Origin of the sequence: Enterobacter cloacae complex sp. P17RS (genome assembly GCF_014895885.1) — a bacterium.
GTDB lineage: Bacteria > Pseudomonadota > Gammaproteobacteria > Enterobacterales > Enterobacteriaceae > Enterobacter > Enterobacter bugandensis.
Window position 1 is genome coordinate 61,647 of sequence record NZ_JADBQK010000003.1, and the last position, 23,667, is coordinate 85,313.

Annotated in this window: 19 protein-coding genes and 1 pseudogene; 11 read left to right on the top strand and 9 right to left on the bottom strand. The window is 57.5% G+C overall.

Features of this window, described 5'->3' with window-relative positions; all coding sequences use genetic code 11:
* Window positions 1-165 precede the first annotated feature (165 nt).
* The gene (locus tag IM265_RS01310) at window positions 166-1,464 is read left to right on the top strand and encodes a D-amino acid dehydrogenase (protein ID WP_049138818.1); all 1,299 of its coding nucleotides are present in this window, start codon (window positions 166-168) and stop codon (window positions 1,462-1,464) included.
* 9 nt (window positions 1,465-1,473) lie between these two features.
* Window positions 1,474-2,544 (top strand): catabolic alanine racemase DadX, encoded by a 1,071-nt coding sequence (gene dadX, locus IM265_RS01315; protein WP_028013513.1) that lies wholly within the window; start codon window positions 1,474-1,476, stop codon window positions 2,542-2,544.
* A 47-nt stretch (window positions 2,545-2,591) separates the two neighbouring features.
* Here the strand turns inward: dadX and IM265_RS01320 are convergent, their stop codons facing one another.
* Entirely contained in the window at window positions 2,592-4,325 is a 1,734-nt protein-coding gene (locus IM265_RS01320) for a potassium/proton antiporter (RefSeq protein ID WP_041909504.1), read from the bottom strand.
* Between the two features lie 88 nt (window positions 4,326-4,413).
* Window positions 4,414-5,328 (bottom strand): muramoyltetrapeptide carboxypeptidase, encoded by a 915-nt coding sequence (gene ldcA / locus IM265_RS01325; protein WP_028013511.1) that lies wholly within the window; start codon window positions 5,326-5,328, stop codon window positions 4,414-4,416.
* A 106-nt stretch (window positions 5,329-5,434) separates the two neighbouring features.
* On the opposite strand from ldcA, the gene emtA reads away from it, so the two are divergent.
* Window positions 5,435-6,046, top strand: a complete 612-nt coding sequence (gene emtA, locus IM265_RS01330) for a membrane-bound lytic murein transglycosylase EmtA (RefSeq protein ID WP_028013510.1) — start codon at window positions 5,435-5,437, stop codon at window positions 6,044-6,046.
* Window positions 6,047-6,082: 36 nt separating this feature from the next.
* On the opposite strand, the gene IM265_RS01335 is transcribed toward emtA, so the two are convergent.
* A complete protein-coding gene (locus IM265_RS01335; RefSeq protein WP_028013509.1) occupies window positions 6,083-6,814 on the bottom strand; it encodes a flagellar brake protein in 732 nt (243 codons plus the stop codon).
* Between the two features lie 207 nt (window positions 6,815-7,021).
* Between IM265_RS01335 and IM265_RS01340 the strand changes: the two genes are divergently transcribed.
* Both IM265_RS01340 and IM265_RS01345 read left to right on the top strand, forming a co-directional pair.
* Window positions 7,022-7,276 (top strand): GlsB/YeaQ/YmgE family stress response membrane protein, encoded by a 255-nt coding sequence (locus IM265_RS01340; protein WP_028013508.1) that lies wholly within the window; start codon window positions 7,022-7,024, stop codon window positions 7,274-7,276.
* A 112-nt stretch (window positions 7,277-7,388) separates the two neighbouring features.
* Entirely contained in the window at window positions 7,389-9,491 is a 2,103-nt protein-coding gene (locus tag IM265_RS01345; protein WP_049138816.1) for a TonB-dependent siderophore receptor, read from the top strand.
* Between the two features lie 60 nt (window positions 9,492-9,551).
* On the opposite strand, the gene IM265_RS01350 is transcribed toward IM265_RS01345, so the two are convergent.
* On the bottom strand, window positions 9,552-11,237 hold the full coding sequence (locus IM265_RS01350; protein ID WP_049138815.1) for an alpha,alpha-trehalase: 1,686 nt from the start codon (window positions 11,235-11,237) through the stop codon (window positions 9,552-9,554).
* Between the two features lie 283 nt (window positions 11,238-11,520).
* Between IM265_RS01350 and IM265_RS01355 the strand changes: the two are divergent.
* Window positions 11,521-12,216 (top strand): annotated as a pseudogene (locus tag IM265_RS01355) (carbohydrate porin).
* Window positions 12,217-12,230: 14 nt separating this feature from the next.
* Here the strand turns inward: IM265_RS01355 and IM265_RS01360 are convergent.
* The gene (locus tag IM265_RS01360) at window positions 12,231-13,187 is read right to left on the bottom strand and encodes an AraC family transcriptional regulator (protein ID WP_028013503.1); all 957 of its coding nucleotides are present in this window, start codon (window positions 13,185-13,187) and stop codon (window positions 12,231-12,233) included.
* A 115-nt stretch (window positions 13,188-13,302) separates the two neighbouring features.
* On the opposite strand from IM265_RS01360, the gene IM265_RS01365 reads away from it, so the two are divergent.
* A complete protein-coding gene (locus tag IM265_RS01365) occupies window positions 13,303-14,490 on the top strand; it encodes an MFS transporter (RefSeq protein ID WP_193031960.1) in 1,188 nt (395 codons plus the stop codon).
* Window positions 14,491-14,530: 40 nt separating this feature from the next.
* Here IM265_RS01365 and gap read toward each other — a convergent pair whose 3' ends face one another.
* Window positions 14,531-15,541, bottom strand: a complete 1,011-nt coding sequence (gene gap, locus IM265_RS01370) for a type I glyceraldehyde-3-phosphate dehydrogenase (RefSeq protein WP_049138809.1) — start codon at window positions 15,539-15,541, stop codon at window positions 14,531-14,533.
* A 78-nt stretch (window positions 15,542-15,619) separates the two neighbouring features.
* Window positions 15,620-16,600: a GlxA family transcriptional regulator gene (locus IM265_RS01375; RefSeq protein WP_041909518.1), complete on the bottom strand. Its 981-nt coding sequence runs from the start codon at window positions 16,598-16,600 to the stop codon at window positions 15,620-15,622.
* A 148-nt stretch (window positions 16,601-16,748) separates the two neighbouring features.
* Between IM265_RS01375 and IM265_RS01380 the strand changes: the two genes are divergently transcribed.
* Window positions 16,749-17,720: a fatty acid desaturase gene (locus IM265_RS01380; protein WP_193031962.1), complete on the top strand. Its 972-nt coding sequence runs from the start codon at window positions 16,749-16,751 to the stop codon at window positions 17,718-17,720.
* Entirely contained in the window at window positions 17,713-18,471 is a 759-nt protein-coding gene (locus tag IM265_RS01385) for a phosphate/phosphite/phosphonate ABC transporter substrate-binding protein (RefSeq protein ID WP_193031964.1), read from the top strand. Before IM265_RS01380 ends, IM265_RS01385 begins: the two co-directional genes overlap by 8 nt.
* Here IM265_RS01385 and IM265_RS01390 read toward each other — a convergent pair.
* Together IM265_RS01390 and IM265_RS01395 are read right to left on the bottom strand one after the other, a co-directional pair.
* On the bottom strand, window positions 18,450-19,346 hold the full coding sequence (locus IM265_RS01390; protein WP_045260281.1) for a LysR family transcriptional regulator: 897 nt from the start codon (window positions 19,344-19,346) through the stop codon (window positions 18,450-18,452). The genes IM265_RS01385 and IM265_RS01390 overlap by 22 nt on opposite strands.
* Window positions 19,347-19,369: 23 nt before the next feature.
* Window positions 19,370-21,658: an FdhF/YdeP family oxidoreductase gene (locus tag IM265_RS01395; RefSeq protein WP_048998693.1), complete on the bottom strand. Its 2,289-nt coding sequence runs from the start codon at window positions 21,656-21,658 to the stop codon at window positions 19,370-19,372.
* Window positions 21,659-22,636: 978 nt separating this feature from the next.
* Between IM265_RS01395 and IM265_RS01400 the strand changes: the two genes are divergently transcribed.
* Together IM265_RS01400 and tssJ are read left to right on the top strand one after the other, a co-directional pair.
* Window positions 22,637-23,131, top strand: a complete 495-nt coding sequence (locus IM265_RS01400; RefSeq protein WP_028013496.1) for a hypothetical protein — start codon at window positions 22,637-22,639, stop codon at window positions 23,129-23,131.
* Window positions 23,132-23,154: 23 nt separating this feature from the next.
* Window positions 23,155-23,658 (top strand): type VI secretion system lipoprotein TssJ, encoded by a 504-nt coding sequence (tssJ, locus tag IM265_RS01405; RefSeq protein ID WP_028013495.1) that lies wholly within the window; start codon window positions 23,155-23,157, stop codon window positions 23,656-23,658.
* The last annotated feature ends 9 nt before the right edge of the window (window positions 23,659-23,667 follow it).

Genomic DNA, 23,667 nt, shown 5'->3' on the forward strand with positions numbered 1-23,667 from the left:
GTTAAAAATAAAGCTCAGCAGGAGATCCCAAATTACCCCTGTCCCCTGATGCTGGGGGATGTGTGAGGTAAGTCACCATAAAAAAGTCGTATGTTGAATAATATTTTCAACTAGGTTATCAATCTGTAATTAGATGATTGTTCTTTTGCTCATAATGGAGTGGCTATGCGTGTTGTCATACTGGGAAGTGGTGTCGTTGGCGTAACCAGCGCCTGGTATTTAAGTCAGGCGGGACATGAGGTTACCGTTATCGATCGTGAATCCGGCCCGGCGCTTGAAACCAGTGCGGCAAATGCCGGTCAAATCTCTCCTGGCTATGCGGCCCCTTGGGCGGCGCCCGGCGTGCCGCTGAAGGCGATCAAATGGATGTTCCAGCGCCACGCGCCGCTGGCCATCAGCCTTGACGGCACGCAGTTCCAGCTGAAGTGGATGTGGCAGATGCTGCGCAATTGCGACACCCGGCACTACATGGAAAACAAAGGCCGCATGGTGCGTCTGGCGGAATACAGCCGTGACTGCCTCAAAGCCCTGCGCGCGTCGACGGGGATTGAGTACGAAGGCCGTCAGGGCGGCACGCTGCAGCTGTTCCGCACCGAGCAACAGTATGAAAACGCCACCCGCGATATCGCCGTGCTGGAAGATGCCGGTGTACCGTATCAGCTGCTGGAAGCCAGCCAGCTGGGGCAGGTGGAACCCGCGCTGGCCGAAGTGGCCCACAAGCTGACCGGCGGTCTGCGTCTGCCGAATGACGAAACCGGCGACTGTCAGCTCTTTACCCAGCGGCTGGCGCACATGTGCGAGCAGGCAGGGGTAAAATTCCGCTTTAATACCTCCGTCGACAAGCTGCTGTCGGAAGGCGAAAAAATTTACGGCGTGAAGTGCGGCGACGAGGTGATAAAGGCGGATGCCTACGTGATGGCGTTTGGTTCCTACTCCACCGCCATGCTGAAAGGCATCCTCGATATTCCGGTCTACCCGCTCAAGGGCTACTCATTGACTATCCCGGTGAAAGAGGAGAGCGGGGCGCCCGTGTCAACCATCCTGGATGAAACCTACAAAATCGCCATTACCCGCTTTGATAACCGTATTCGCGTCGGCGGCATGGCGGAGATTGTCGGCTTCAACACCGAGCTGCTGCAGCCGCGTCGTGAAACGCTGGAGATGGTGGTGGGCGATCTCTTCCCGCGCGGCGGGTTTGTGGAACAGGCGACGTTCTGGACCGGCCTGCGTCCGATGACCCCGGACGGCACGCCGATTGTGGGCCGCACGCCATACAAAAATCTGTGGACCAATACCGGACACGGCACGCTCGGCTGGACGATGGCCTGCGGCTCGGGCCAGCTGCTGAGCGACCTGATTTCCGGGCGCACGCCGGCAATTCCGTTTGACGATTTAAGTGCTGCGCGCTATCAATCAGGATTTACGCCATCGCGTCCTCAGCACCTGCACGGCGCGCATAATTAAGGAGTTGTCATGTCCCGTCCTGTTCTGGCTCAGCTGGATCTGCAGGCCCTGAAGGAAAACCTGCAAATTGTTCGCCGGGCAGCACCTGGTTCGCGCGTCTGGTCAGTCGTCAAGGCAAACGCCTACGGCCACGGTATTGACCGTATATGGAGCGCGCTCGGCGCGACCGACGGTTTTGCGTTACTGAATCTCGAAGAGGCCATCCTGCTGCGCGAGCGCGGCTGGAAAGGGCCTATTCTGCTGCTGGAGGGGTTCTTCCACGCGGACGATCTGCCGCTGCTGGATAAGTATCGCCTGACCACCAGCGTTCACAGCAACTGGCAGATTAAAGCCATTCAGGATGCGAAGCTCCACGCTCCGCTGGATATTTATCTCAAGGTGAACAGCGGCATGAACCGCCTGGGCTTCCAGCCTGAGCGGGTGCATACGGTCTGGCAGCAGCTGCGTGGCCTGAAAAACGTCGGCGAAATGACGCTGATGGCGCACTTTGCCGATGCGGAAAAACCGGACGGCATTGCTGATGCTATGGTCCGCATTGAGCAGGCGGCTGAAGGGCTCGATTGTCCGCGCTCCCTGTCGAACTCGGCGGCGACGCTTTGGCATCCTGAAGCCCACTATAACTGGGTGCGTCCGGGGATCGTTCTGTACGGTGCATCACCCTCAGGCCAGTGGCAGGATATTGCCAACAGCGGCCTGAGGCCGGTCATGACCCTGCGCAGCGAGATCATCGGCGTGCAGACGCTGAAAGCGGGCGACACGGTAGGCTACGGCAGCCGCTTCCGGGCGAAGGGCGAGCAGCGGATTGGCATCGTCGCGGGCGGTTATGCCGACGGCTATCCGCGTATCGCGCCGACCGGCACGCCGGTCTGGGTGGATGGGGTGCGCACGGGCACGGTGGGGACCGTCTCAATGGATATGCTGGCCGTTGACCTGACGCCATGCCCGCAGGCGGGCATCGGTTCACCGGTCGAGCTGTGGGGCAACGAAATCAAAATTGATGACGTGGCGGCCGCGGCGGGAACGGTAGGGTATGAACTGATGTGTGCCCTGGCACCAAGAGTGCCGGTTGTGACGGTGTAACTTGTATCTTTGCCGGGTGACGCGAAGCCGTCACCCGGTAAAAAAAACTACTCCGCGTCCTCTTCCATCGGCCTCAAACCGACCTTCCGCACCGCGTTATCTTCTTTTTCTGCCACCGTCCAGATCATCCCGGCAAACTCCACCTGGTCACCCACAACCGGCGCAGCGCCAAGCCGCTGCTGAATGATTTCGCCCAGCGTTTGCGGGTTATCACCGTCTTCTGCACCTTCATCCAGGCCATAAATGAGCGCCACATCCGCAAATTTGGCGCTAGCTTCCAGAATAAAATCGCCGAAGAAACGCTGGTCCAGCGCCACGGGAGGCGACTGGCTGAACAGCTTGCCCAGCGCGGGCAGGTCGCGCTCGCGGCCAATGACGCACAGAATATCTCCTTCGCGCAGGCGGGTGCTGCCAGTCGGGTGCAGCAGGACATTATCGCGGAACAGGGCGGCAATGCGCGTTTCAGTCGGCATGTGCAAATCGCGCAGCGAGGCCCCCACGCACCATTTGTCGGCGCTCAGCTGGTAGACGAACTGCTCCCACGGGTTTTCCGGGTGAATGTCCAGCCCCACGCGGGAGACCGGCCAGCCTACGGGCGGCACCACCACTTTGGCCTTTTTCGCCGCCCACCCGAGCGACGTGCCCTGGAACAGCAGGGAAATCAGCACCACGAAGAACGCCACGTTGAAGAACAGCCGCGCGTTGTCGAGACCGGCCATCATCGGGAACACCGCAAGGATAATCGGCACCGCGCCGCGCAGGCCGACCCAGCTGATAAAGACGCGCTCGCGCAGGTTAAAACCGCGAAACGGCAGCAGGCCTGCAAATACGGAGAGCGGACGGGCGAAGAAGATCATCCACGCCGACAGCAGCAGCGCCGGAACGGCGATCGGCAGCAGGTCCGACGGGGTCACCAGCAGGCCCAGCACCAGGAACATGCCGATTTGCGCCAGCCACGCCAGGCCGTCAAAGTTCTGCAAAATAGCATGACGGTTGCGAATAGGGCGGTTGCCCATCAGGAACCCGCAGAGGTAGACGGCGAGAATACCGCTGCCGTCCAGCGCGGTGGTAACGGCAAAAATGAGAATGCCGCCGCTCAGCGCCAGCAGAGGGTAAAGCCCCGAGGGCAGAGAAATGCGGTTGATCGTCTGCTGTAACAGGTATCCCCCCGCCAGGCCGATGACAATCCCCAGCCCGAACTGCTGCAGAATATGCAGGGCAAACATCCAGCTCAGGCCCGTCTCGTGCTGCTGGATCATCTCTATCAGCGTGATGGTCAGGAACACCGCCATCGGATCGTTACTGCCGGATTCAATCTCAAGCGTTGAGCCAACGCGTTCGTTAAGCCCTTTACCGCCAAGCAGGGAAAAGACCGCAGCCGCATCGGTAGAGCCAACGATTGCGCCAATCAGCAAGCCTTCCATGAGATTGAGATTGAAAAGCCATGCGGCCATCATCCCGGTGAGGCCGGAGGTGATCAACACGCCGACGGTCGCCAGCGACAGCGCAGGCCCTAAGGCCACGCGGAAGGAGCTCGCCTGAGTGCGCATCCCGCCGTCGAGCAGGATCACCGCCAGCGCGAGGTTACTCACCATGTAGGCGAAGGGATAGTTATCGAAGGGGATACCGCCGATGCCGTCAACGCCGGCCAGCATGCCGATGGCAAGGAAAATAACAAGAATGGGTATGCCAAGACGCGATGAAAATGAACTTAATAAAATACTGCTGGTTACAAGTACAGAACCCAAAATGAAAAGGCTGATTATCGCTGCGGCATCCAATGTTCTCTTTCTCCCACCTCAATGTTAACGCTGTTACTAAAACCCTAACATATTAACAACGGCAACAGCGTTTTATTAAGGGGGTTTTTTATGCTTTTATGACCGGATGACCACCGATCGTTAACCGACTGCCCGAAACATCATGTGTAAGCGTCGCCTGCGCGCCCAGCGCAAGGGTAACGGTCTGCTGCTCATGGCCGAAATCCAGACCGGTGATAACCGGAATATCCAGCCGCGAGCGGATGAAATCGACCATCGTTTCCAGGGAGTAGCCCGCATCATAGTCATTCGGGGCAGAGCCGCTGAAGCTGCCCAGCACGATCGCGGACTGGCGATCGAGAATACCGGCATGATAAAGCTGCAATAACATGCGCTCGACGCGGAACGGATGTTCGTTAATATCCTCCAGCACCAGAATGCCGTCCTTGATTTGCGGCATCCACGGCGTGCCGATGAGCGAGACCAGCATCGCCAGGTTACCGCCCCAGAGCTGGCCCTCACATTCCCAGTGCGGTCCATTGCCTTGCCATTCCACGCTGTAGGTGGGATTGCGCAGCGCGCGCCAGAAATGCTCCACGGTGAACGCGTCCAGTTCCGGCGCGCCGAAGTTACCGGCCAGCATCGGGCCGCTAAACGTGATGACGTTATGCAGCGCCAGAAGACCAAGCTGGATGGCGGTGAAATCGCTGTGGCCGCATATCAGCAGCGGATCCTGCTGCTGGCGCTGTGCCAGGCCCTGCCAGTCAATGCTCTCAAGCAGCCTGCTCGCACCATAGCCGCCGCGCACCGCAAGGACTATTCGGTTTTCGCCCTTCAGGTTCACCAGGCTATTGATATCATTTAGCCTCTGCGCTTCTGTTCCGGCAAAACGCTGCTGGCGGCGGGGGATAATTGTCTGATTTTCTACCTGATGGCCGGATTCCAGTAAGCGCTGAACGCCCCGCTGCGCCGCGTCCTGGTTAATACAGTAGCCCGACGGCGCGATGAGATGAAACTGAGACATGGCAATTCCTTGCTGAATGAGAAACTAATTGTCTATATCATGCCGCGTATACGCCGCCTGCTTCAAGGGCGGCGCACCGCGATGACCGGCTATAAGGATAGATGACGTGAAATTGAGATGGTTTGCTTTTTTGATTGTTTTGCTGGCTGGCTGTAGTTCAAAACATGATTATCAAAACCCGCCCTGGAATCCGGAAGTGCCGGTGAAACGGGCCATGCAGTGGATGCCGATCAGTGAAAAAGCCGGGAAGGCATGGGGCGTCAGCCCGCGGCTGATCACCGCCATTATTGCGGTGGAGTCCGGTGGCAATCCTACGCTTGTAAGCAAATCCAACGCGGTGGGGCTGATGCAGCTGAAAGCCTCTACGGCGGGGAGAGAGGTCTACCGCTATATGGGCTGGAGCGGCCAGCCATCGACCAGCGAGCTGAAGAACCCGGAACGCAACATTTCTATGGGGACCGCTTACCTGAGCATTCTGGAACACGGCGTGCTGAAGGGCATTGAGGATCCGGAAGTGATGCAATACGCGCTGGTGGTCTCGTACGTGAATGGCGCCGGGGCGTTGCTCAGAACCTTCTCCTCGGACCGCAAAGAGGCGATTGAGGAGATCAACGACATGGACAAAGATGAGTTCGTCGAGCATGTGGCGAAAAATCATCCGGCACCGCAGGCGCCTCGCTATATCTGGAAAGTACAGAAAGCGATGGATGCCATGTAATGCCGCAAACGGGCGGCGCTCGCTGCCCGACTTTTCCTACAGAACCTTATTCGCACGTTCCCGTGCTTCCCGTTCCAGCGAATAGATAATGCGCTGCAACTCGCGCTCCGCGCCGGGCCCGACGTTCAGAAAACGGAAGCTCAGACGCGGCGTGGTAATCGTTTCATTTTTGCTGTCCACCACCGTGCGCTCGCTGATGGCAATCAGCTGTGCATCGAAATAAAAACGGCCCCAGCCCGCCATATCCAGTTCTATTTGCGTAAACCGCATGCCTTCTACCAGACCCTCCGGCTTCGGGGTATCCATCAGCGCGCCCATTCCGCCCAGCGACAGGTCAAAGAGACGGAAGCGGATCTCTTTTTTGTCCGGCATTTTGGCCTTACAAAAATAGGCAGGATGAAGGGGGGCGCTGATGCGGAAATATTCACGGCGCTGGACAAACCAGAGATTGCCAGGAAGGAGGGTAACAAAAGCCGGAAGTCCCTGGTATTCGCTCAGTTCCAGTCGCGGCAGGACAAATTCCACTTTGGCCCCATGGGTTTCGGCCATGACCACGATATTCTCTGCTTTCAGCGCCGCGCGGTTTTCATACTCCAGGCTGCCCAGGTCAATAACCAGCCTCTCCTGCGAGACGTCAAGGATCTTGCTGATAAACTGATTATTCGACCAGCTGATGCGCAGCGGCACTTCGCCTTTTTGCAGGTCGCGTAATACCCCTAATACAGCCAGCGGATTTTGCTTGAGGAACTGCTCACTGTAATGACTCACGCCGGATGGCTCCTTGATTGATGACAGACTGTCTTAGCGTTATCGGCAATCCACCCTCAAACTTAATACAAACCGGTGAGATTTTTTTACCGTTGTCCGCAGGATAAGTCGGTGAGACGAAACTGGTTTTCCGGTGATGACCTATACTTAAGTTAGCTGTGCAGAAGGTTTTCTGTACATGCGTTTAATCTGCAAGAGGGCATTGCTATGGGTATCATCGCCTGGATTATCTTTGGCCTTATTGCCGGCGCTATCGCAAAACTGATCATGCCGGGAAACGATGGCGGCGGCTTTATTTTGACCTGCGTACTCGGGGTCGTTGGTGCGGTTGTAGGCGGCTGGCTGGCGACGATGTTTGGTTTTGGTGGTGACATCAGTGGTTTCGACATGCACAGTTTCCTGGTCGCTGTCGTGGGAGCCATTGTCGTGCTGGGCATATTCAGATTACTGCGACGAGCATAAAATGACAGAACGGCTCTCTGCGGAGGGCCGTTTTTTTTGCCGCTATATTGATTTGCTAATCTAAATGATAATAATTGTCGTTCCGTATTGCATGTAATAACAAGACGACATTATGAACTCCTCACGTTTTACGTTATGCACCCTGGCGGGTGCAGTCACGCTGGCATTGCAGGTCCAGGCTTTCGCCGAAGAATCAACCATTGTCGTCACGGGCTCAGAGCAGGGCAGCGCGCTGCCGGCCTGGACCAACAGCGCCACCAAATCGGCCGTTGCCGAAAGTAAAACGCCGCAGGTTATCAACACGCTCTCTGCGCCGGAGATCGAAAAGCGTCACGCGAACTCCGTGAATGAAATCCTGCGCTATGCCCCAGGCGTCTCAACCGAGGTGCGGGGGAATACCTCCTATATGAGCGAATACAAAATTCGTGGCTTTACCGTCGATCAGGAGTTTTACAACGGGCTGCAGCTACCCTATAACGTCACCGGCAACACCAAGGCGCGCATCGATCCGCTGTTAATAGAGAGCGTCGATATCCTGAAAGGGCCTTCATCGGTGCTTTACGGCGGCGGTTCGCCGGGCGGGCTGGTAAATATTCAAAGCAAAAAGCCGCAGCGGGAAGCCCGAACCGAGGTCGGTTTTAATACCGGGAACCGTAATCTGAAAGAAGGCTACCTCGATTCGACCGGACAAATTGCCGACAGCGACTGGAATTATCGCCTGCTGGGTAAGGCGACGGAGAATGACGATCAGCCGCACACCAGCCGCTATGAAAATTATCTGGTCGCCCCGTCCGTTACATGGCAACCCGACAGTAAAACCCGCCTCACCCTGGATGCGCTGGCGCAAAACTCCCCGAGCCTGACGCCGTCTAACCCGCTGCCGCTCGCTTATCTGCGGTCCAAATATGCCGATCGCCGGGATTACGCCGGAGATGAGTGGAGCGGGTTTAAGCAGCGGCAGTGGATGCTGGGCTACAGCTTCGAACACGAGTTCGACAGCGGCTGGGGCTTTAATCAGAAAGCGCGCTATTTCGACGTCGATACCCACCAGAACAGCGTCTACGCGACGGGAACGGGAAGTGAGGTCTATCAGCTTAACCGCTTTGCCTATACCACCGATGAAGATCTTAAGAGCTTCAACATCGACAACCAGGTGACTAAAACCGTTGCGCTGGGCGACTGGAAACACCATCTGCTGGCCGGGTTTGACTATCAGAGGCTGAACTCCCATTTCCACTACCGCTACGCGTCGACTACGCCGGGCATGGATATGCGTAATCCGGACTATTCGCAAATCCACGAAAGCGCGCTGGGGCTTTACACCGCCCAGAAAAACCGCCTCAGCTACCAGCAGAACGGGTACTACCTGCAGGATCAGGTGGAATTTGGCGGCTTAAGTCTGTTGGGCAGCCTGCGCTACGACGATTACCGCTCCGTTACCACCGATTACCTGCAAAACGGCGATAAGGCCTGGGTATCGCAGGATCGCGTTACCAAACGCCTGGGGGCGCTTTACGCCTTCGATAACGGTATTTCGCCGTTTATCAGCTATTCAGAAGGTTTTGCACCGGTCTCGCCGCAGGGGACGCTCACGGCGAAAGACGTCAAGCCAACCACCAGCAAGCAGGTAGAAGGCGGGGTAAAATATCTGCTGGCAGAGTACGCCACGACGTTTACCGCCTCGGTGTTTAACATCCGGCAGAAAAACGTCGTCACCTCCGACCCGGGCTTCCTGAACTACCGTCAGACTGGTGAAGTGGAATCCAAAGGCGCGGAGCTCTCCGCCATCAGCCGCCCGACGGACAACCTGACGCTGATTGCCAACTATGCCTACACCCACGTAATTAATACCGAAGATGATAAATACCAGGGCAAGCGTCCCACTCAGGTGCCGGAAAATGCGTTCAACCTGTGGGGGGACTACACCTTCGAGAGCACGCCGCTGAAGGGGCTGATGCTGGGCGCCGGGGCGCGCTATACCGGGCCGATGGAGATTTCACCGTCTAACGATGCGGGTAAGCTGGGGGGCACTACGCAGTACGACCTGGCGGCGTCGTACCGGATGGGCGAAATTCTGCCTTCGCTGGCGGGGCTGACGCTTAAGGCAAGTATGCAGAACATCACCAATAAAGAGACGCTGACCTGCTACGATGCGACTAACTGCTGGATTGGGCGTGACAGGACGTATCAGCTAGGGGCGAGTTACAGCTTCTAAATCCCTGTGAGTTCAAAATGTAGGCCGGGTAAGGCGTAGCCATCACCCGGCAATACTCCCTTACTGCGCCGCAGCTTTCACCGGCGCAGCCTCATCGTTCGCCGCAGGCTGATTTTCCGGCACGCTGTCGCACGGTTTCTCTTTCGGACAAACCAGATCCAGCATTTTCAGCGTCACGCCGTTGCTCCAGCCGAACCCATCCTGGAGCGGATATTCACCGCCGCCACCGCCGGTACCGGTAGAAGAGACATCATACTTCTCCACCAGCTTCTTCTCGCGGTCATAAGTATGCTGAACGTTCTTCAGGAAGCGCCAGGTCACGTCCATTGCAACCTTATCCTGCCCATAGTTCTGCAACCCTTCCGTTGCCACCCACTGCAGCGGTGCCCAGCCGTTTGGCGCATCCCACTGCTGGCCGCTGTTGATGGTGGTGGTGGTAATACCGCCCGGCTTCAACAGGCGTGCGGAGGTGGCCGCGGCCACTTTATCGGCGCGATCCTGTGCCGCCGCCTTCACGTAGAGCGGGAAGAGGGCCGCCGCCGTGAGCTGGTTGCGTACCTTCTTACTCTTGAGATCGTAATCGGCGTACCAGCCCTCTTTATCGTTCCACAGGTGGCGCTCAATGGCTTTTTGACGCGCGGTTGCTAATGCCTCGTATTTACTCGCCGCCGCGCTGTCGCCCGCCTCCTGGCCTGCTCGCGCGAGCAGTTTTTCCATTTTAAACATCAGGGCGTTCAGATCGACGGGCACAATGCTGGTGGTGCGGATGGTGCCGAGCTTTTGCGGGTCGTCCATCCAGCGGGAGCTAAAGTCCCAGCCCGAGGCCGCCGCGGAGCGCAAATCGCGGTAGATCTCCGTCGCAGGCCGGTTAGGGTTGCTCTTCGCCGTGGTGATATCGTCAAGCCAGGACTCCGGGCGCGGGGTATCGCGATCGTCCCAGTAGCGGTTGAGTACGGAACCGTCATCGAGCTTCACCACGCGCTGGTTAGCCTGCCCAGGCTGAAGGCTTTCTACACCCTCCATCCAGTAGGTGTACTCTTTTTCCATTTGTGGACGGTATTTTTTCAGCGCGTCTTTGTCATGCGTCGCCAGCAACTCAACCATCAGTGAGAAGAACGGCGGCTGGGAGCGGCTCAGGTAGTAGCTGCGGTTGCCGTTGGGGATATGGCCGAAGGTATCAATCTCCCAGGCGAAGTTATCCACCATATCGCTGATTTTGTCCCAGTGATCGCTCTCCGCCAGGCCCAGCATGGTGAAATAGCTATCCCAGTAGTAGACCTCGCGGAAGCGCCCGCCGGGCACAACGTAAGGTTTCGGTAACGGCAGCAGGGAATCCCATTTGTTACTGGCTTTATCCGTGGTGCGCGTCAGCACAGGCCAGAGGTCGTCAATGTGCTCACGTAAGCTTTGTCCCGCAGGCGGCACATATTTTTCACCTTCCGCAGGCAGCATGAAGTTCATCTCCACAAAGTGGCGCAGGTCAAAGCTTGTCTGGGTGTGCTGCATCCGGTAATCCGCCAGAATCATCAGCGGGTCGCTTTTGGGAACGGCATCGGCAAAGGTTTTCTGATCGGGAAACAGTTTGGCACTCTGCACGTCGTTAAACAGAGGGCCAAGCAAAATATCGGGTGAATTTTTCTGGTAGGCTGGCTGTTCTTCAGCATAACCCATCGTTGCTACACCGAGCAGCGCGCCTCCCAGCGCGAGGTGCAAAAGAGCAGGGCGTAAAGTACGAGGTCTTATCATCGGTTCGTCTCCTGTATTCCTGAACAGCGTGACCGCTGTTATCAATCACCTGAAAACCTTAGACGAATATTGCCCGCTTCGCGTGTTGAATATCCCATTTTGCGCAGAACCAGACAATTTACCGCTTCGCACGCCCTGTCCGGAAGGATTTGTTGTGCAACAAAAAACATAATAGAACCCAAAAGGCTATGTAGTCGAAATAGCGATGCTCCCTATTTGCGTATTCACTTTTATAATCAGGATGGATTTTATGAAATTAAAAAAAAAACGGTAATACTGATAAGTGCATTTTATTCCGGCGCTTAGACAGCAGCAGGCGGCCGCCGCGCAGGCAGCACCCGCCGTTGTTGTGCACTCCGAAGAGCCGGTGAGCAAAGCCGAACCGCCAAAGCTGACGCTTTCAGGGTTTGGTGATATTAAATTTTATGGTGACGTGGAGTTTAATATGGATGCCGCCAGTAAAACAGGCAGTCTGACCTCCATTAAGCAAAGTGCTAATAGCGACCGGGCGCCGGGATATAAAGAACGCTGGGATATTAACGGGCGTAATTTATGAGATTTTGATGGTTATCGAAAAAGGGATAACGGCAATTTTACCGGATTTTCCGTTCAGCCTCTCGGCGGGAAAATGTATCTCGATGATGCGGTATTCTTCTTCGGTTCTGTGAACGACTGGGAAATTAAAGTCGGACGATCTCTACAGCGACGGCTACGGGTTTACTATGACCTGGGACGGGCTTAAAACCGATCCGCAGAACGGCGTGGTCATGAACCTCAACACCGCTTACCTGGACGCGAAGGCGAGTACGATATTCATACCATCCATACGTCGTACCCGATCCCGAACGTCCTGAAGATGAAAAACTTCAATATCTATCTGGGCGCGTATGCGTCCTGGGTCAACGCTTCCCCGAAAGCGGGCGATAAGAAAAACGACGATCGCTACGGTGGCCGCGTGCGCTTTAAATACTCTTTCTGATGCCAGCCTGCCGGTCAGACCTCTTCCGGGGCCTGGCCGGCTTCCCGCAGCGTGCCCGGCGCATGGCCAATGATGCGCTTAAAGGCCCGGCTAAACGCCGCCAGCGATCCGTAACCCAGCCGCAGGGCGACCGTTTCAATCGGCTGATTTTCGTGACGAATGTACTGAATCGCCAGCCGCATTCTCAGTTCGCTGAGATACTTTGCCGGGGTCGTCCCCGTCGCGGCCAGAAACCGTTCGGCAAACACGGAGCGTGAGGTGCCCGCTTCTTTCGCCAGGTCCGCCACGCTCCAGTTCAGGCCAGGCTGCTGGTGCATGGCGTAAATGGCCCGGCTCAGGCGCGGGTCGCGTAAAACCTGCACCCAGCCGGTGGCTTTACCGCAGCCGCCCTCAACCCAGCCGCGCACAATTAACGCCGCCACCACGTCAGCCAGCCGGGCAAGGATCCCGGCGAACCCGGCCTGACGGGTCATGGATTCTCGCTCCATCGCCGCCAGTAGCGGATGAATTTCCGGCCAGGTGGACATCAGCCGGCTGACCATCATCACTTCCGGCATTGCTTTGATCAGCGGCTGCATCCCGCCGAGTTCAAAATCCATACACCCGCTAAAGATGATGGTGTTCTCGCTCTCCGGACAGGGCTCGCAAGTAATGGCGCACACCGAGCCGCAGATAGGTTCGCTCGGAAAAGCGTTCACCGGAGTAATGGCTGCCTGCGCGTCAGAGAGCAGGGCGTGGGCATTCCCGCCAGGAATAAACAGCGCGTCGCCGCCGCTCAGTTCGAAGGTCGCACCGCTCTCCATACGCAGCAGGGCGCTACCGTGGCTCACAAAATGGAACTGCGCCTTACCGGGCGCCTGGTGGAACGCCACGCCAAACGGCGCGCTGGCTTCAATCCGTCGGTATTTCACGCCCGACAGGCGCATGCCGCGTAAGAGTTCGCTGATCAAATCGGGGGACTGAACGGTCATGGCGCAACTCCGGACGAATAATCAATAAGTGGAGATTATATGTCATAGATCGTCCACGGTGAACCCTCTATGCTTTTGCGACAGTTGTCACATTTTTATAACGGGAGAACAACAGATGAATTCATGTGTCGTGGCGAGAGAGGCCGTGGCGCCAGCCAGACCCGCCTGGCGGGCCGTCTATTCACTGGGGCTGGGCGTGTTTGGGTTGATAACGGCTGAGTTCCTGCCAGCCAGTTTGCTGACGCCGATGGCCGCGAGCCTGGGCGTCAGCGAGGGCATGGCCGGGCAGGCCGTCACCGCCACCGCGCTGGTGGCACTGGTCACCGGGCTTCTGATTACGCCAGCGACCAAAAGTATCGACCGTCGCTGGGTACTGATGTTTTTCTCCGTGCTGCAAATCATCTCCAGCCTGCTGGTGGCCTTTGCGCCTACGCTGCACGTCCTGCTGATGGGGCGCCTGCTGTTAGGGGTCGCCATCGGTGGCTTCTGGGCGATGTCGACGGCCACCACGATGCGCCTGGTTCCGACGGATAAAGTACCGAAGGCGCTGGCGGTGATCTTCTCCAGCGTGTCGATTGCCACCGTGGTTGCTGCCCCGCTGGGGAGCTATCTGGGTAGCCTGATCGGCTGGCGCAACGTCTTTGTGCTCTGCATACTGCCGAGCGTACTGGCGCTGCTGTGGCAGATCTGGGTGCTGCCGTCCATGAAGCCCGAGAGCAGCGGTAGCCTCAGCACGCTGTTCCGCGTACTGCGTCGACCGGGCATGATCGGCGGCATGCTGGCCACTATTCTGATCTTCAGCGGCCATTTCGCCTTCTTTACCTACCTGCGCCCGTTCCTGGAAACGGTGGGGCAGGCGAACGTTGAGACCATTTCACTGATCCTGCTGGGCTTTGGGCTGGCGAACTTTGTCGGTACTTCCGTTGCCGGACATCTGCTGGTACGTAATCTGCGCCTGACGCTGGCGCTGGTGCCGTTCGCCATGGGCATACTGGCGCTGACGATGGTGGCGTTTGGCCATCTGGCGATGCTGGACGGTTTCCTGGTGGCGCTGTGGGGCTTTGCGTTTGGTCTGGTTCCGGTGGGCTGGTCAACCTGGCTTGCCACCACCGTTCCGGATGAAGCCGAAAGTGCAGGGGGGCTGCTGGTGGCCTCAATCCAGCTGGCGATAAGCGCCGGTGCGGCCGGGGGCGGGGCGGTATTTGACCTTAACGGTGCCAGCGGCGTATTCGCCGGAAGCGGGTTCCTGCTGGTGACGGCGATGGTGATTGTGTTGATGGGCGTGAAAGTGAAAGCGGAATGATTTTTTGCCGGGTGAGCGTTCGCGCCACCCGGCTCCAGGCTTACAGCCCTTTCTTATCCATTAGCACCGCCAGATCCACCAGGCGGTTAGAGAAGCCCCACTCGTTGTCATACCACGCCAGGATCTTCACCATGTTCCCGCCAATTACCAGCGTGGAAAGCCCGTCGATAATGGAGGAGCGCGGGTCGCCCTGGTAGTCGCTGGAGACCAGCGGTTCATCGCTATAGCCCAGGATCCCTTTCAGAGGCCCGCTGGCGGCCGCGTTGCGGAACGCCTCATTCACCTCTTCGGCGGTTACGCTACGGCTGAGCGTTACCGTTAAATCCACAATCGACACCACCGGCACCGGCACGCGCAGGGAGTACCCGGTCAGCTTGCCGTCCAGGGAGGGGATCACTTTGCCCAGCGCTTTCGCCGCGCCGCTGGAGTAAGGCACAATCGACAGCGCCGCCGCGCGCGCGCCGCGCAGATCTTTTTCCGGCTGGTCGTGCAGCGCCTGGCTGTTGGTGTAGGCGTGCGTCGTGTTCATCAGACCATGCTCGATCCCGAACTGCTGATGCAGCACCTGAGCCGCCGGCGCCAGACCGTTAGTGGTACAGCTCCCGTTACTGACGACCACGTGCTGAGCCGGGTCGTAGCGATCGTGGTTCACTCCCATCACAACCGTCAGATCGTCATTCTTGCCGGGCGCGGAGATGATGACGCGCTTTGCACCACCCTGCGTGACGTGCACCGCCGCTTTTTCCCGATCGGTAAAGAAGCCGGTGGCCTCAATTACCACGTCAACACCAACATCGCGCCACGGAATATTTGCCGGGTCGCGTTCGCTAAACACCACAATCCGCTGACCGTCCACCTGCAGCGCGCCGTCAGCCGCTTCAACGGGCGCGGGCAGTTTGCCCAGAAGGGAATCATGTTTCAGCAGGTGGGCGAGGGTTTTGCTGTCCGTCAGATCGTTAATGGCCACAATCTGAAGATCCGGGTTACCCAGCGCCGCGCGCAGGAAATTACGTCCGATACGGCCGAAACCGTTAATACCGACCTTAACCATGGTGCACTCCTTATCTCTGTTGTCTGGAGTCACTGTAGGCGCGGGGCCGGTTGGCGTAAACGACAAGAAAGGATCGGATTACGCCATCTTGCGGCAGTGGAAGCGCTGGCGGTACTCGCCTGGCGTGAGGTGGAGCTGTTTCTCAAACACGCGGCGCAGGTTAATGCTGGTGCCAAACCCGCTTTGCTCGGCAACCCGCTCAAGGGGATCATGGGTCTGCTCAAGCAGCTGTCGGGCGGCGGCCAGGCGCGCTTCCGTCACGTAACGGGCAGGCGAGACGCCCGCGTCGCGGGTAAAAACCCGGGTGAAATTGCGCGGGCTCATCGCCACCTTTTCGGCCAAATTTTCCACGCACAGGTCGGCGGTGAGGTTCTGCAGGATCCAGGTTTGCAGTTCGCTGATAGGCCCCGATGCGCCAGGCTGCTGCAGGCTATAGCGGCTGAACTGCAGCTGTCCGCCGGGGCGACGCAGATACATCACCATATCCTGCGCCACGTCGCGGGCGAGGGTAAATCCATAGTCGTCTTCCACCAGCGCCAGGGTCAGATCGAACCCGGAACTCACGCCGCCGGAGGTCCAGATGGGGCCATCCTGAATATACAGCGGGCCGCCTTCGACGTGGATAGCCGGGTACTGGGCTTGCATCGTCTCCAGCAGCCGCCAGTGGGTGGTTGCGCGGCGGCCGTCCAGCAAGCCGGTCTGGGCAAGCAGCATCGCGCCCCCGCAAATGGAGGCGACCCGCCGGGCGTGCGGCGCAGCGAGATGCAGCCAGTCCACCACCGCCGTGCTCTCCTGCTCGTTGATCCCGCGTCCGGTGATGATAATGGTGTCCAGCGGTTCGCGCGGATCCAGCTCCGGCAGACGATAGTCCGCCAGCAGGTTCAGGCCAGACTGGCCGTGGATCACCTGATGGGGCTGCGTGGTGGCAATGATGATACGGTAGCGGGGCTGGGTCAGCCCTTCCGGATGCAGCCGGTTGGCCTGCATCAGAATGTCGGCGATACCGGCGGCCTCAAACAGCATGCCGCCGTCAGGTACGATAATTAGTATTTTCTTCATGTCCTGAAAAGTACCTTTACCACAGAATAAGTCAAGCCGGGCGTGACCCTGCGTTTCCGGCAAAGCAAAGCGATTTAAGTTCTTTGTCATTTCAGGCGTTATCCCCGATCGTCAGAGCATTGTCTCTGGCGAAACGGCGTCTGAAGGAATGAGTAAACGAAGCACCCTCTATTTACATCCGCAGCAGCGCAATCACATCCACCGACTTGCATCTGGGGTTCTGTGGCGAAGTGAACTCCCTACGTGGCTGCTGATCGTCATTATCTATACCGGCTGGTTTGCCACTCTAACGTTCTGGCAAACGCTCGGCCTGCTTCCCGCCACGCTGCTGCTTATCTGGTTTACCGCCTGGTACATGTCCCTGCAGCACGAGCTGATCCACGGGCATCCCACCCGTTTTGCCCGGCTTAACCAGCTGTTCGGCACGCTCCCGCTGGCGGTCTGGTATCCGTATGGCCTGTACAGGGATTCCCATCTGGCCCATCACCGTCACGATAGCCTGACCTTTCCGGCGGATGACCCGGAGTCGTATTATTTTACCGAGGCGAGCTGGGCGCGCTTTTCCCCGTGGCAGAAGCGCGCGATCCGGGCCCGGAATACTTTCGTCGGGCGGCTGGTGCTGGCGCCGCTGCTGGATATCCTTCAGGCGCTGGGTGGCGCCGTGGCGGCGTTTCGTGATTTTCACCTGCGGGCGATGGCGATGTGGCTGGTTCACGCTCTGCTGCTGGCTGCACTTTTCACGTGGATGGTGCATCACGGCTTTTCACCCGTCTGGTTTGTGCTGGCGGTGAGCTATCCGGCGCTGGCGCTGACCAAGGTCCGCTCGTTCTACGAACATCGGGCGGCGGACGATCCGCTCGCGCGCTCGGTCATTAACGAGGCCGGGCTTGTCTGGCGGGTGCTGTTTTTGAATCTCAACTACCATTCTATTCATCACGATTTACCGGGCGTTCCCTGGTACGGGTTGCCGACGATCTACCGGCAAAACCGGGAGGCGTACCGGCAGCGTAACCACGGCTTTGTGGTCCGGGGCTACGGTGAATGGCTACGCCAGTTCTGGACCCGGCCAGTGGAAGTCACCGTCCATCCCGGAAAACAACAGGAGGAGAGGTATGAGTAACCTGCTGGCGTTTCCCATGTACGCCGTGGATCGCGGCGATACCCGCGCGCTCTGGCTGGCGGTGCAGCATCTGCTGGCCGCGCGTGGCGTGCCCGTCGATCGTACTCCCGGCTGGCCGGAGTCTGACCTGCTGGCCCACTGGCAGCAGCCAGAGCTTATCCTCAGCCAGACATGCGGCTACCCGCTGGTAACGCAGCTCCCGGAGGTACAGGTGGTGGGCTGTTTTCACTACACCGCCGCGGGCTGTGAAGGGAGCCAGTACCGCAGTTTTCTGGTAGCGCGCGAGGAGGAAAGGCATCTCACGCTGGCGGATTTTCGCGGACGTCGGGCGGTTTGTAATTCGGAAGACTCGCAGTCCGGCTATAACGCGCTGCGAAAAAAGGTGGCACCCCTGATTGTCGACGGGCCATTTTTCTCACAAACGTCCTTCAGCGGCAGCCACCGTCAGTCGCTGATTGACGTGCAGCGCGGGAAGAGCGATATCGCCGCCATCGACTGCGTGACCTGGGCGCTGCTGGAGCGTCATGAGCCGGAACGGCTTGCGGGGCTGGCGGCGTTCGATCGAACGCCGCTGACGCCAGGGCTGCCATTAATCACGTCGCGACGCGCGTCCCCCGAAACGCTCAGCGCCATTCGCGATGCGCTGCGCGAGCTGGTGAGTGCGCCGGACTACCGGGAGGTCTGCGCCGCAGTGCTGATCGGCGGTTTCAGCGTGGTGACGCGCCAGGCTTACGCCTCCTTGTCCGCGTGATAAATCGCCTGCGCGTCGGTAAAGCAGCGCAGCGCCAGCGAAGAGACGGGTTTCTGCCTGCGCATAATCAGGCCGATGGGAGCCTCAATGTTCGCGTCGGCGATGGGGACAATCCTGAAAGTGCTGTTCAGGGCTTCCAGCCCGTTATTCAGCGGCATCACGGCGCAGCATACGCCGCTCTGAACCGCCTGAATGATCTGGAACGTGGAGTCGCTCTCAAAAACGGCCGTCGGTTCGATGCCAGCAGCTTTAAAGCTGGCCTCCATATGCGCCCGGTAGTGCATCCCTTTGGTCAGGAACCCCAGCGGAAAATCCGTCAGGTCGTGCCAGGTCAGCATCTCCGGGGTAAGCTGGAAATGACGGGTGTCGTGGAGCAGCCCCATCTTCGTTTTAGGAAGCTGAATAATGTCAAACAGGCTGGTGTCGATGCTGTTCAGGTAGCAAATCCCCAGCTCAAGCTGATTGCGGCTGACGCCGTCGGCAATCTGCGCCGAAGACATAGAATAGAGGCTGTAGGTCAGCTCCGGGTACTTTTGCGTAAGCAGGCGGATAAAGATCATCGGATCCACGCTTGCCAGCGGCACCATCCCCAGACGTAATTCTCCCACCACCTGGCCTTTACACAGCGCGGCTTCCGCCTGCAATCCGTCGTGTGCGGCAAGAAGCGCGCGCGCCCATGCGAGGATGCGCTCTCCCTCCGGCGTAAACCCTTCAAAACGCTGCCCGCGCACGATCAGCACCAGCCCCAGCTCCTCTTCCAGGCTGCGGATGCGCATGGAGAGGGTCGGCTGGGTGATGTTGCACCGCAATGCCGCTTTACCAAAGTGGCGGGTCTCGTCGAGCGCGAGTAAATATTTTAACTGTTTTATGTCCATCACTCTTCTCTGCGCGTAAAGCGTTACAGCATGCGGATCTCTTTCGAGCGCAGGGTAATGCGAACCGGAACCGATTTATACGACGGCGTACCGCTGTCCTTATCGAGATAATCGAGCGGCACCAGCACGTTGGCCTCCGGGTAATACGCGCCGACGGAGCCCGGGGCGATGTTGTACGCCACCACCGTAATATCTTCCAGCCGCTGCGCGCTGCCGGGGAGGGCGGTTTCGATATCCACGCGATCGCCGTGTTCCAGCCCTGACTGCGCCATATCTTCTTCGTTCATAAACAGCACGTCGCGGCGGCCAAATACGCCACGGTAGCGATCGTCCAGGGCGTAAATGGTGGTGTTGTACTGATCGTGGCTGCGCAGCGTGATCAGGCGCAGCACATGCTCGCCTTCACCGCTGGCGTTTTCCTGTACGCCGTCGAATACCGAGAACATCGCTTTGCCCGTTGCGGTCGGCCAGATACGCTGTGTCGGAGGCAGCGGCATGCGGAAGCCGCCGGGAACACGGATCCGCGCATTGTAGTTCTCAAAGCCCGGAATGGTCTGCTCGATCAAATCGCGGATGCGGTCGTAATCCTCGACCAGCGTCAGCCAGTCCACGCGTGTTTCCGGCAGGGTAGCCTTTGCGAGGCCAGCGACGATGGCAGGCTCCGAACGGAGCAACGGCGAGGCGGGTTTCAGCTTGCCGGAGGAGGCATGCACCATCGACATAGAGTCTTCGACGGTGATGGACTGACGGCCGGTGGCCTGCATATCCAGCTCTGTGCGGCCGAGACACGGGAAAATAAAGGTCTCTTTGCCCACCAGCAGATGGGTACGGTTCAGCTTGGTCCCGACGTGCACGCTCAGATCCAGGTTACCCATCGCCGGGAAACCGTTCTCGTGGTCGGGCATCGCGACGGCAAAGTTACCGCCGAGGCAAATGAGCGCTTTTGCGCGACCGTCGATCATGGCCTGCGTCGCCTGCACCGCATCGTGTCCGTGACGGGAAGGGGGCTCAAAGCCAAACACCTCTTTCAGGCGGTTCAGGAAGGCCGGGGCAGGCTTCTCGCTAATCCCGACGGTCCGGTTCCCCTGAACGTTAGAGTGGCCGCGCAGGGGGCAGATCCCCGCGCCGGGCTTGCCGATATTCCCGCGCAGAAGCAGCAGGTCAGCAATCAGGCGGACGTTCGCCGTGCCTTTATTGTGCTGGGTAATCCCCATTCCGTAAGTAATGATGGTGGCGTTTGATTTGGCATAGGCCTCGGCCACCTTTTTGAGCGCCGTCTGGCTGAGCCCCGACTCGCGCTCAATGTCGTCCCAGCGGGTCTGCGCGATATCGGCGGCAAAATCTTCAATACCCCGGGTGTGTTCTGCAATAAACGCGCGGTCAAGCACGTCACCGCGTTCGGCCTCCATCTCCAGAAGGTGTTTAGCAATGCCTTTCAGCGCGGCGGCATCGCCCCCGGCCTTCACCTGGAAGTAGGTCGAGGCGATGTCCGTAGAGCTATAGGTTGCCATTTCAATCACGCTTTGCGGGTCGGCAAAACGTTCGAGGGCGCGTTCGCGCAGCGGGTTGAAAACGATAATCGGCACATTGCGACGCGCCAGCTCGTGCAGGGTACCCATCATTCGCGGATGGTTGGTGCCGGGGTTGTGACCGATGGAGATCACCAGCTCAGTCTTGTCGAAATCGTCCAGCGAGACAGTGCCTTTCCCAATTCCGATGGAGCGCGGCAAGCCGACGCTGGTGGCCTCGTGACACATATTCGAGCAGTCCGGGAAATTATTGGTGCCGTACTCGCGGGCGAACAGCTGGAACAGATACGCCGCTTCGTTGGAGGCGCGCCCGGAAGTATAGAACTCGACCTGGTCCGGTTCGAGCCCGCGCAATATTTCCCCGATGCGTTGAAACGCCTCGTCCCAGTCGACGGGCCGGAAGGTATCGCTGGCCCGGTCATAGCGCAGGGGATGCGTCAGACGACCGTAACCTTCCAGCTCAAAGTCCGATTTGGCCAGCAGCGAGGAGACGCTGTTTTCCGCCAGAAAATCGGGCGTCACGCGCTTACTGGTCGCTTCCCAGGTCACCGCTTTCGCGCCGTTCTCGCAGAACTGGAATGTCGACTTGTGCTCTTTATCGGGCCACGCGCAGCCGGGGCAGTCAAAACCGTCCGGCTGGTTGGTACGCAGCAGCGTCGCGGGAGCGTCCAGGGTATCCATTTGGGTACGCACTGCAATGGCCGTCGCCTTCAACGCGCCCCAGCCGCCGGCAGGACCATCGTAGTGTCTGATACCGGGAACTGAGCGTCTTTTCGTGTTCATACTGACTCCTGACGTGTTTGGTCGCGCAACGGCTGGGTAATAAGCAAAAGCAATGACTGGTGGAGATGGAAATCCACGCGGTTGAGTTACGGCTCTTGCCTGTAATTATCTTTATAACAATGAGTTAAAAATGTTGGCATGCAACTATTTAAAGAAATTATAACGAAATTTTATCATTTTAATAATAAATTGTATCTATCATCCGGTAGGCAGGATAGATAGTATCGAGAGAGAAAGCATGTAGCGCAGGTAAAATTTCGAATGAAAGAGACGGTCGCTCTAAAGTGGAAACGTGGCGGCTGACAGGCGCTGTAGCAACATCGGTATTCGAAATAGTGACGAGAAGGTTTACTCAGGCTTAATGATTAATGGAAATGTATAATCACTTACAGGGTTATTATCACAACATGAAATATAAGTTATTTTGAGTCGTGAAATTAAAGGAGCAGTCAATAAGTTAAATAGCGATGGTGTCGTCAGGTGATGCGGCAATATTAAACATACCCTGTTGGTGCAACAAATAATTCATCGTCGATATCTTCTTCTGATATCACCAAAACGACATTTCTACTAATTATGGTAGTGGCGATAATAGCATTATTGCGTTAATGAAATCCGTTCTCTTTTGAATTTTATGCTTTAATAACAGTGTGTTATATCATTATAAGGTGTTGAAATAAGTAGATCCAGGCCATGTCGGGTTTTTTTATCAGATTAATCCTATAATGTTTTGGCTGCTTCAATTACCACCACTTACGCTGCGGTAAATATTGAATTGAAGCATAGCTCATGTAAACTTGTTTACCGTTTGTCAAAATATGTCAGGAAGACGCTGGGCCTTATTCTGAAGGGCTCGTGCGGTAGCTATGTCTTTAAATTAGTAACACCCCGAAATTATCCTGACTATTTTAACAATAGCACCTAAGTCAAATTTCATCCCCTTATCTCCATCATCAAAATATCGCTACGGAAAAGCATATGAAAATGCGCGTACTGTTTTCACTTCTGTTTGTAATGGCGGTGGCGGGCTGTAAAGCGCCACAGAAACCGGCAATCACCGACGACACGATCGTGACCAGCCAGGTCAACGGTGTCACCCTGACCCACCGTCACGCCGTGGTGCCGCCAACGGAATTCACCCAGCTCAACGAGCCTTATCGTGCCATGTACCCGGCCTCCCTGATGAGCCGTCCTGATTTTGGCGGAAAGGTTATCCGTACGCTGGAAACCGGAAAAACCTATGTAGTGCTGGGGCAGGTTGAACACTACTGGATGGCGCTCGCCGATGAGGGGAACGACCAGCTGATTGGCTACGTCCCGATGCGCGCCGTTATCAAAGCCGACCAGTACGAAGCCACCGTCCGCAAACAGGCCATTCGTCCTAAGGTGCGTAAAAAAGCGACCTGCGTCGATGTGGATGGCAACAGCAAAGCCTGCAAAGACAGCGCTAACGGTACCTGGATCCTGAACTAAACGGCTTTCGTGGGCGTATTTTTATGAATAATAAAAAGTTTCATCGGCTGTGGTTAGTCTTTTACGCGGCGATTTTCGCCCTTGTCAGTGGTTGTACGTCGTCTTCACACAGCGACCCTTCCCGCTACAATCTGCAGTTTCAGGCTCATCCACAAATCAATGATTCTGCGCCACTTAAAGTCCGGGTGCTGTTGTTGAAATCCGATGCGGATTTCATGTCCAGCGACTTCTATTCCCTGCAGAACAACGCGTCAGCAACGCTTGGCGCGAATCTGCTGAACAGCGACGTTTTCTTCCTGATGCCGGGACAGCTGTCCAAAACCCTCAGCGGTCAGAGCGATCCTGAGGCGCGTTATATCGGCGTGATGGCGGAATATCAGAAGCTGGACGGTAAAAAATGGCGCGTTTCACTCCCGCTGCCTGTGCCAGGCGAAAATCATATCTACCAGTTCTGGAAATGGTCCGCGGATGAACTCCAGGCCAACGTTTTTCTCGACGTAAACGGCATTCGGGTCATCAGCCAGTAACGCGCTTCA

Excerpts from the sequence above, each read along its gene's own strand:
- IM265_RS01390 (WP_045260281.1), bottom strand. The coding sequence starts at position 19,346 with ATGGACATAAAACAGTTAAAATATTTACTCGCGCTCGACGAGACCCGC.
- IM265_RS01310 (WP_049138818.1), top strand. The coding sequence starts at position 166 with ATGCGTGTTGTCATACTGGGAAGTGGTGTCGTTGGCGTAACCAGCGCC.
- IM265_RS01400 (WP_028013496.1), top strand. The coding sequence starts at position 22,637 with ATGAAAATGCGCGTACTGTTTTCACTTCTGTTTGTAATGGCGGTGGCG.
- IM265_RS01385 (WP_193031964.1), top strand. The coding sequence starts at position 17,713 with ATGAGTAACCTGCTGGCGTTTCCCATGTACGCCGTGGATCGCGGCGAT.
- IM265_RS01375 (WP_041909518.1), bottom strand. The coding sequence starts at position 16,600 with ATGAAGAAAATACTAATTATCGTACCTGACGGCGGCATGCTGTTTGAG.
- dadX (WP_028013513.1), top strand. The coding sequence starts at position 1,474 with ATGTCCCGTCCTGTTCTGGCTCAGCTGGATCTGCAGGCCCTGAAGGAA.
- ldcA (WP_028013511.1), bottom strand. The coding sequence starts at position 5,328 with ATGTCTCAGTTTCATCTCATCGCGCCGTCGGGCTACTGTATTAACCAG.
- IM265_RS01340 (WP_028013508.1), top strand. The coding sequence starts at position 7,022 with ATGGGTATCATCGCCTGGATTATCTTTGGCCTTATTGCCGGCGCTATC.
- IM265_RS01345 (WP_049138816.1), top strand. The coding sequence starts at position 7,389 with ATGAACTCCTCACGTTTTACGTTATGCACCCTGGCGGGTGCAGTCACG.
- IM265_RS01365 (WP_193031960.1), top strand. The coding sequence starts at position 13,303 with ATGAATTCATGTGTCGTGGCGAGAGAGGCCGTGGCGCCAGCCAGACCC.
- IM265_RS01380 (WP_193031962.1), top strand. The coding sequence starts at position 16,749 with ATGAGTAAACGAAGCACCCTCTATTTACATCCGCAGCAGCGCAATCAC.
- IM265_RS01395 (WP_048998693.1), bottom strand. The coding sequence starts at position 21,658 with ATGAACACGAAAAGACGCTCAGTTCCCGGTATCAGACACTACGATGGT.
- IM265_RS01360 (WP_028013503.1), bottom strand. The coding sequence starts at position 13,187 with ATGACCGTTCAGTCCCCCGATTTGATCAGCGAACTCTTACGCGGCATG.
- tssJ (WP_028013495.1), top strand. The coding sequence starts at position 23,155 with ATGAATAATAAAAAGTTTCATCGGCTGTGGTTAGTCTTTTACGCGGCG.
- gap (WP_049138809.1), bottom strand. The coding sequence starts at position 15,541 with ATGGTTAAGGTCGGTATTAACGGTTTCGGCCGTATCGGACGTAATTTC.
- IM265_RS01350 (WP_049138815.1), bottom strand. The coding sequence starts at position 11,237 with ATGATAAGACCTCGTACTTTACGCCCTGCTCTTTTGCACCTCGCGCTG.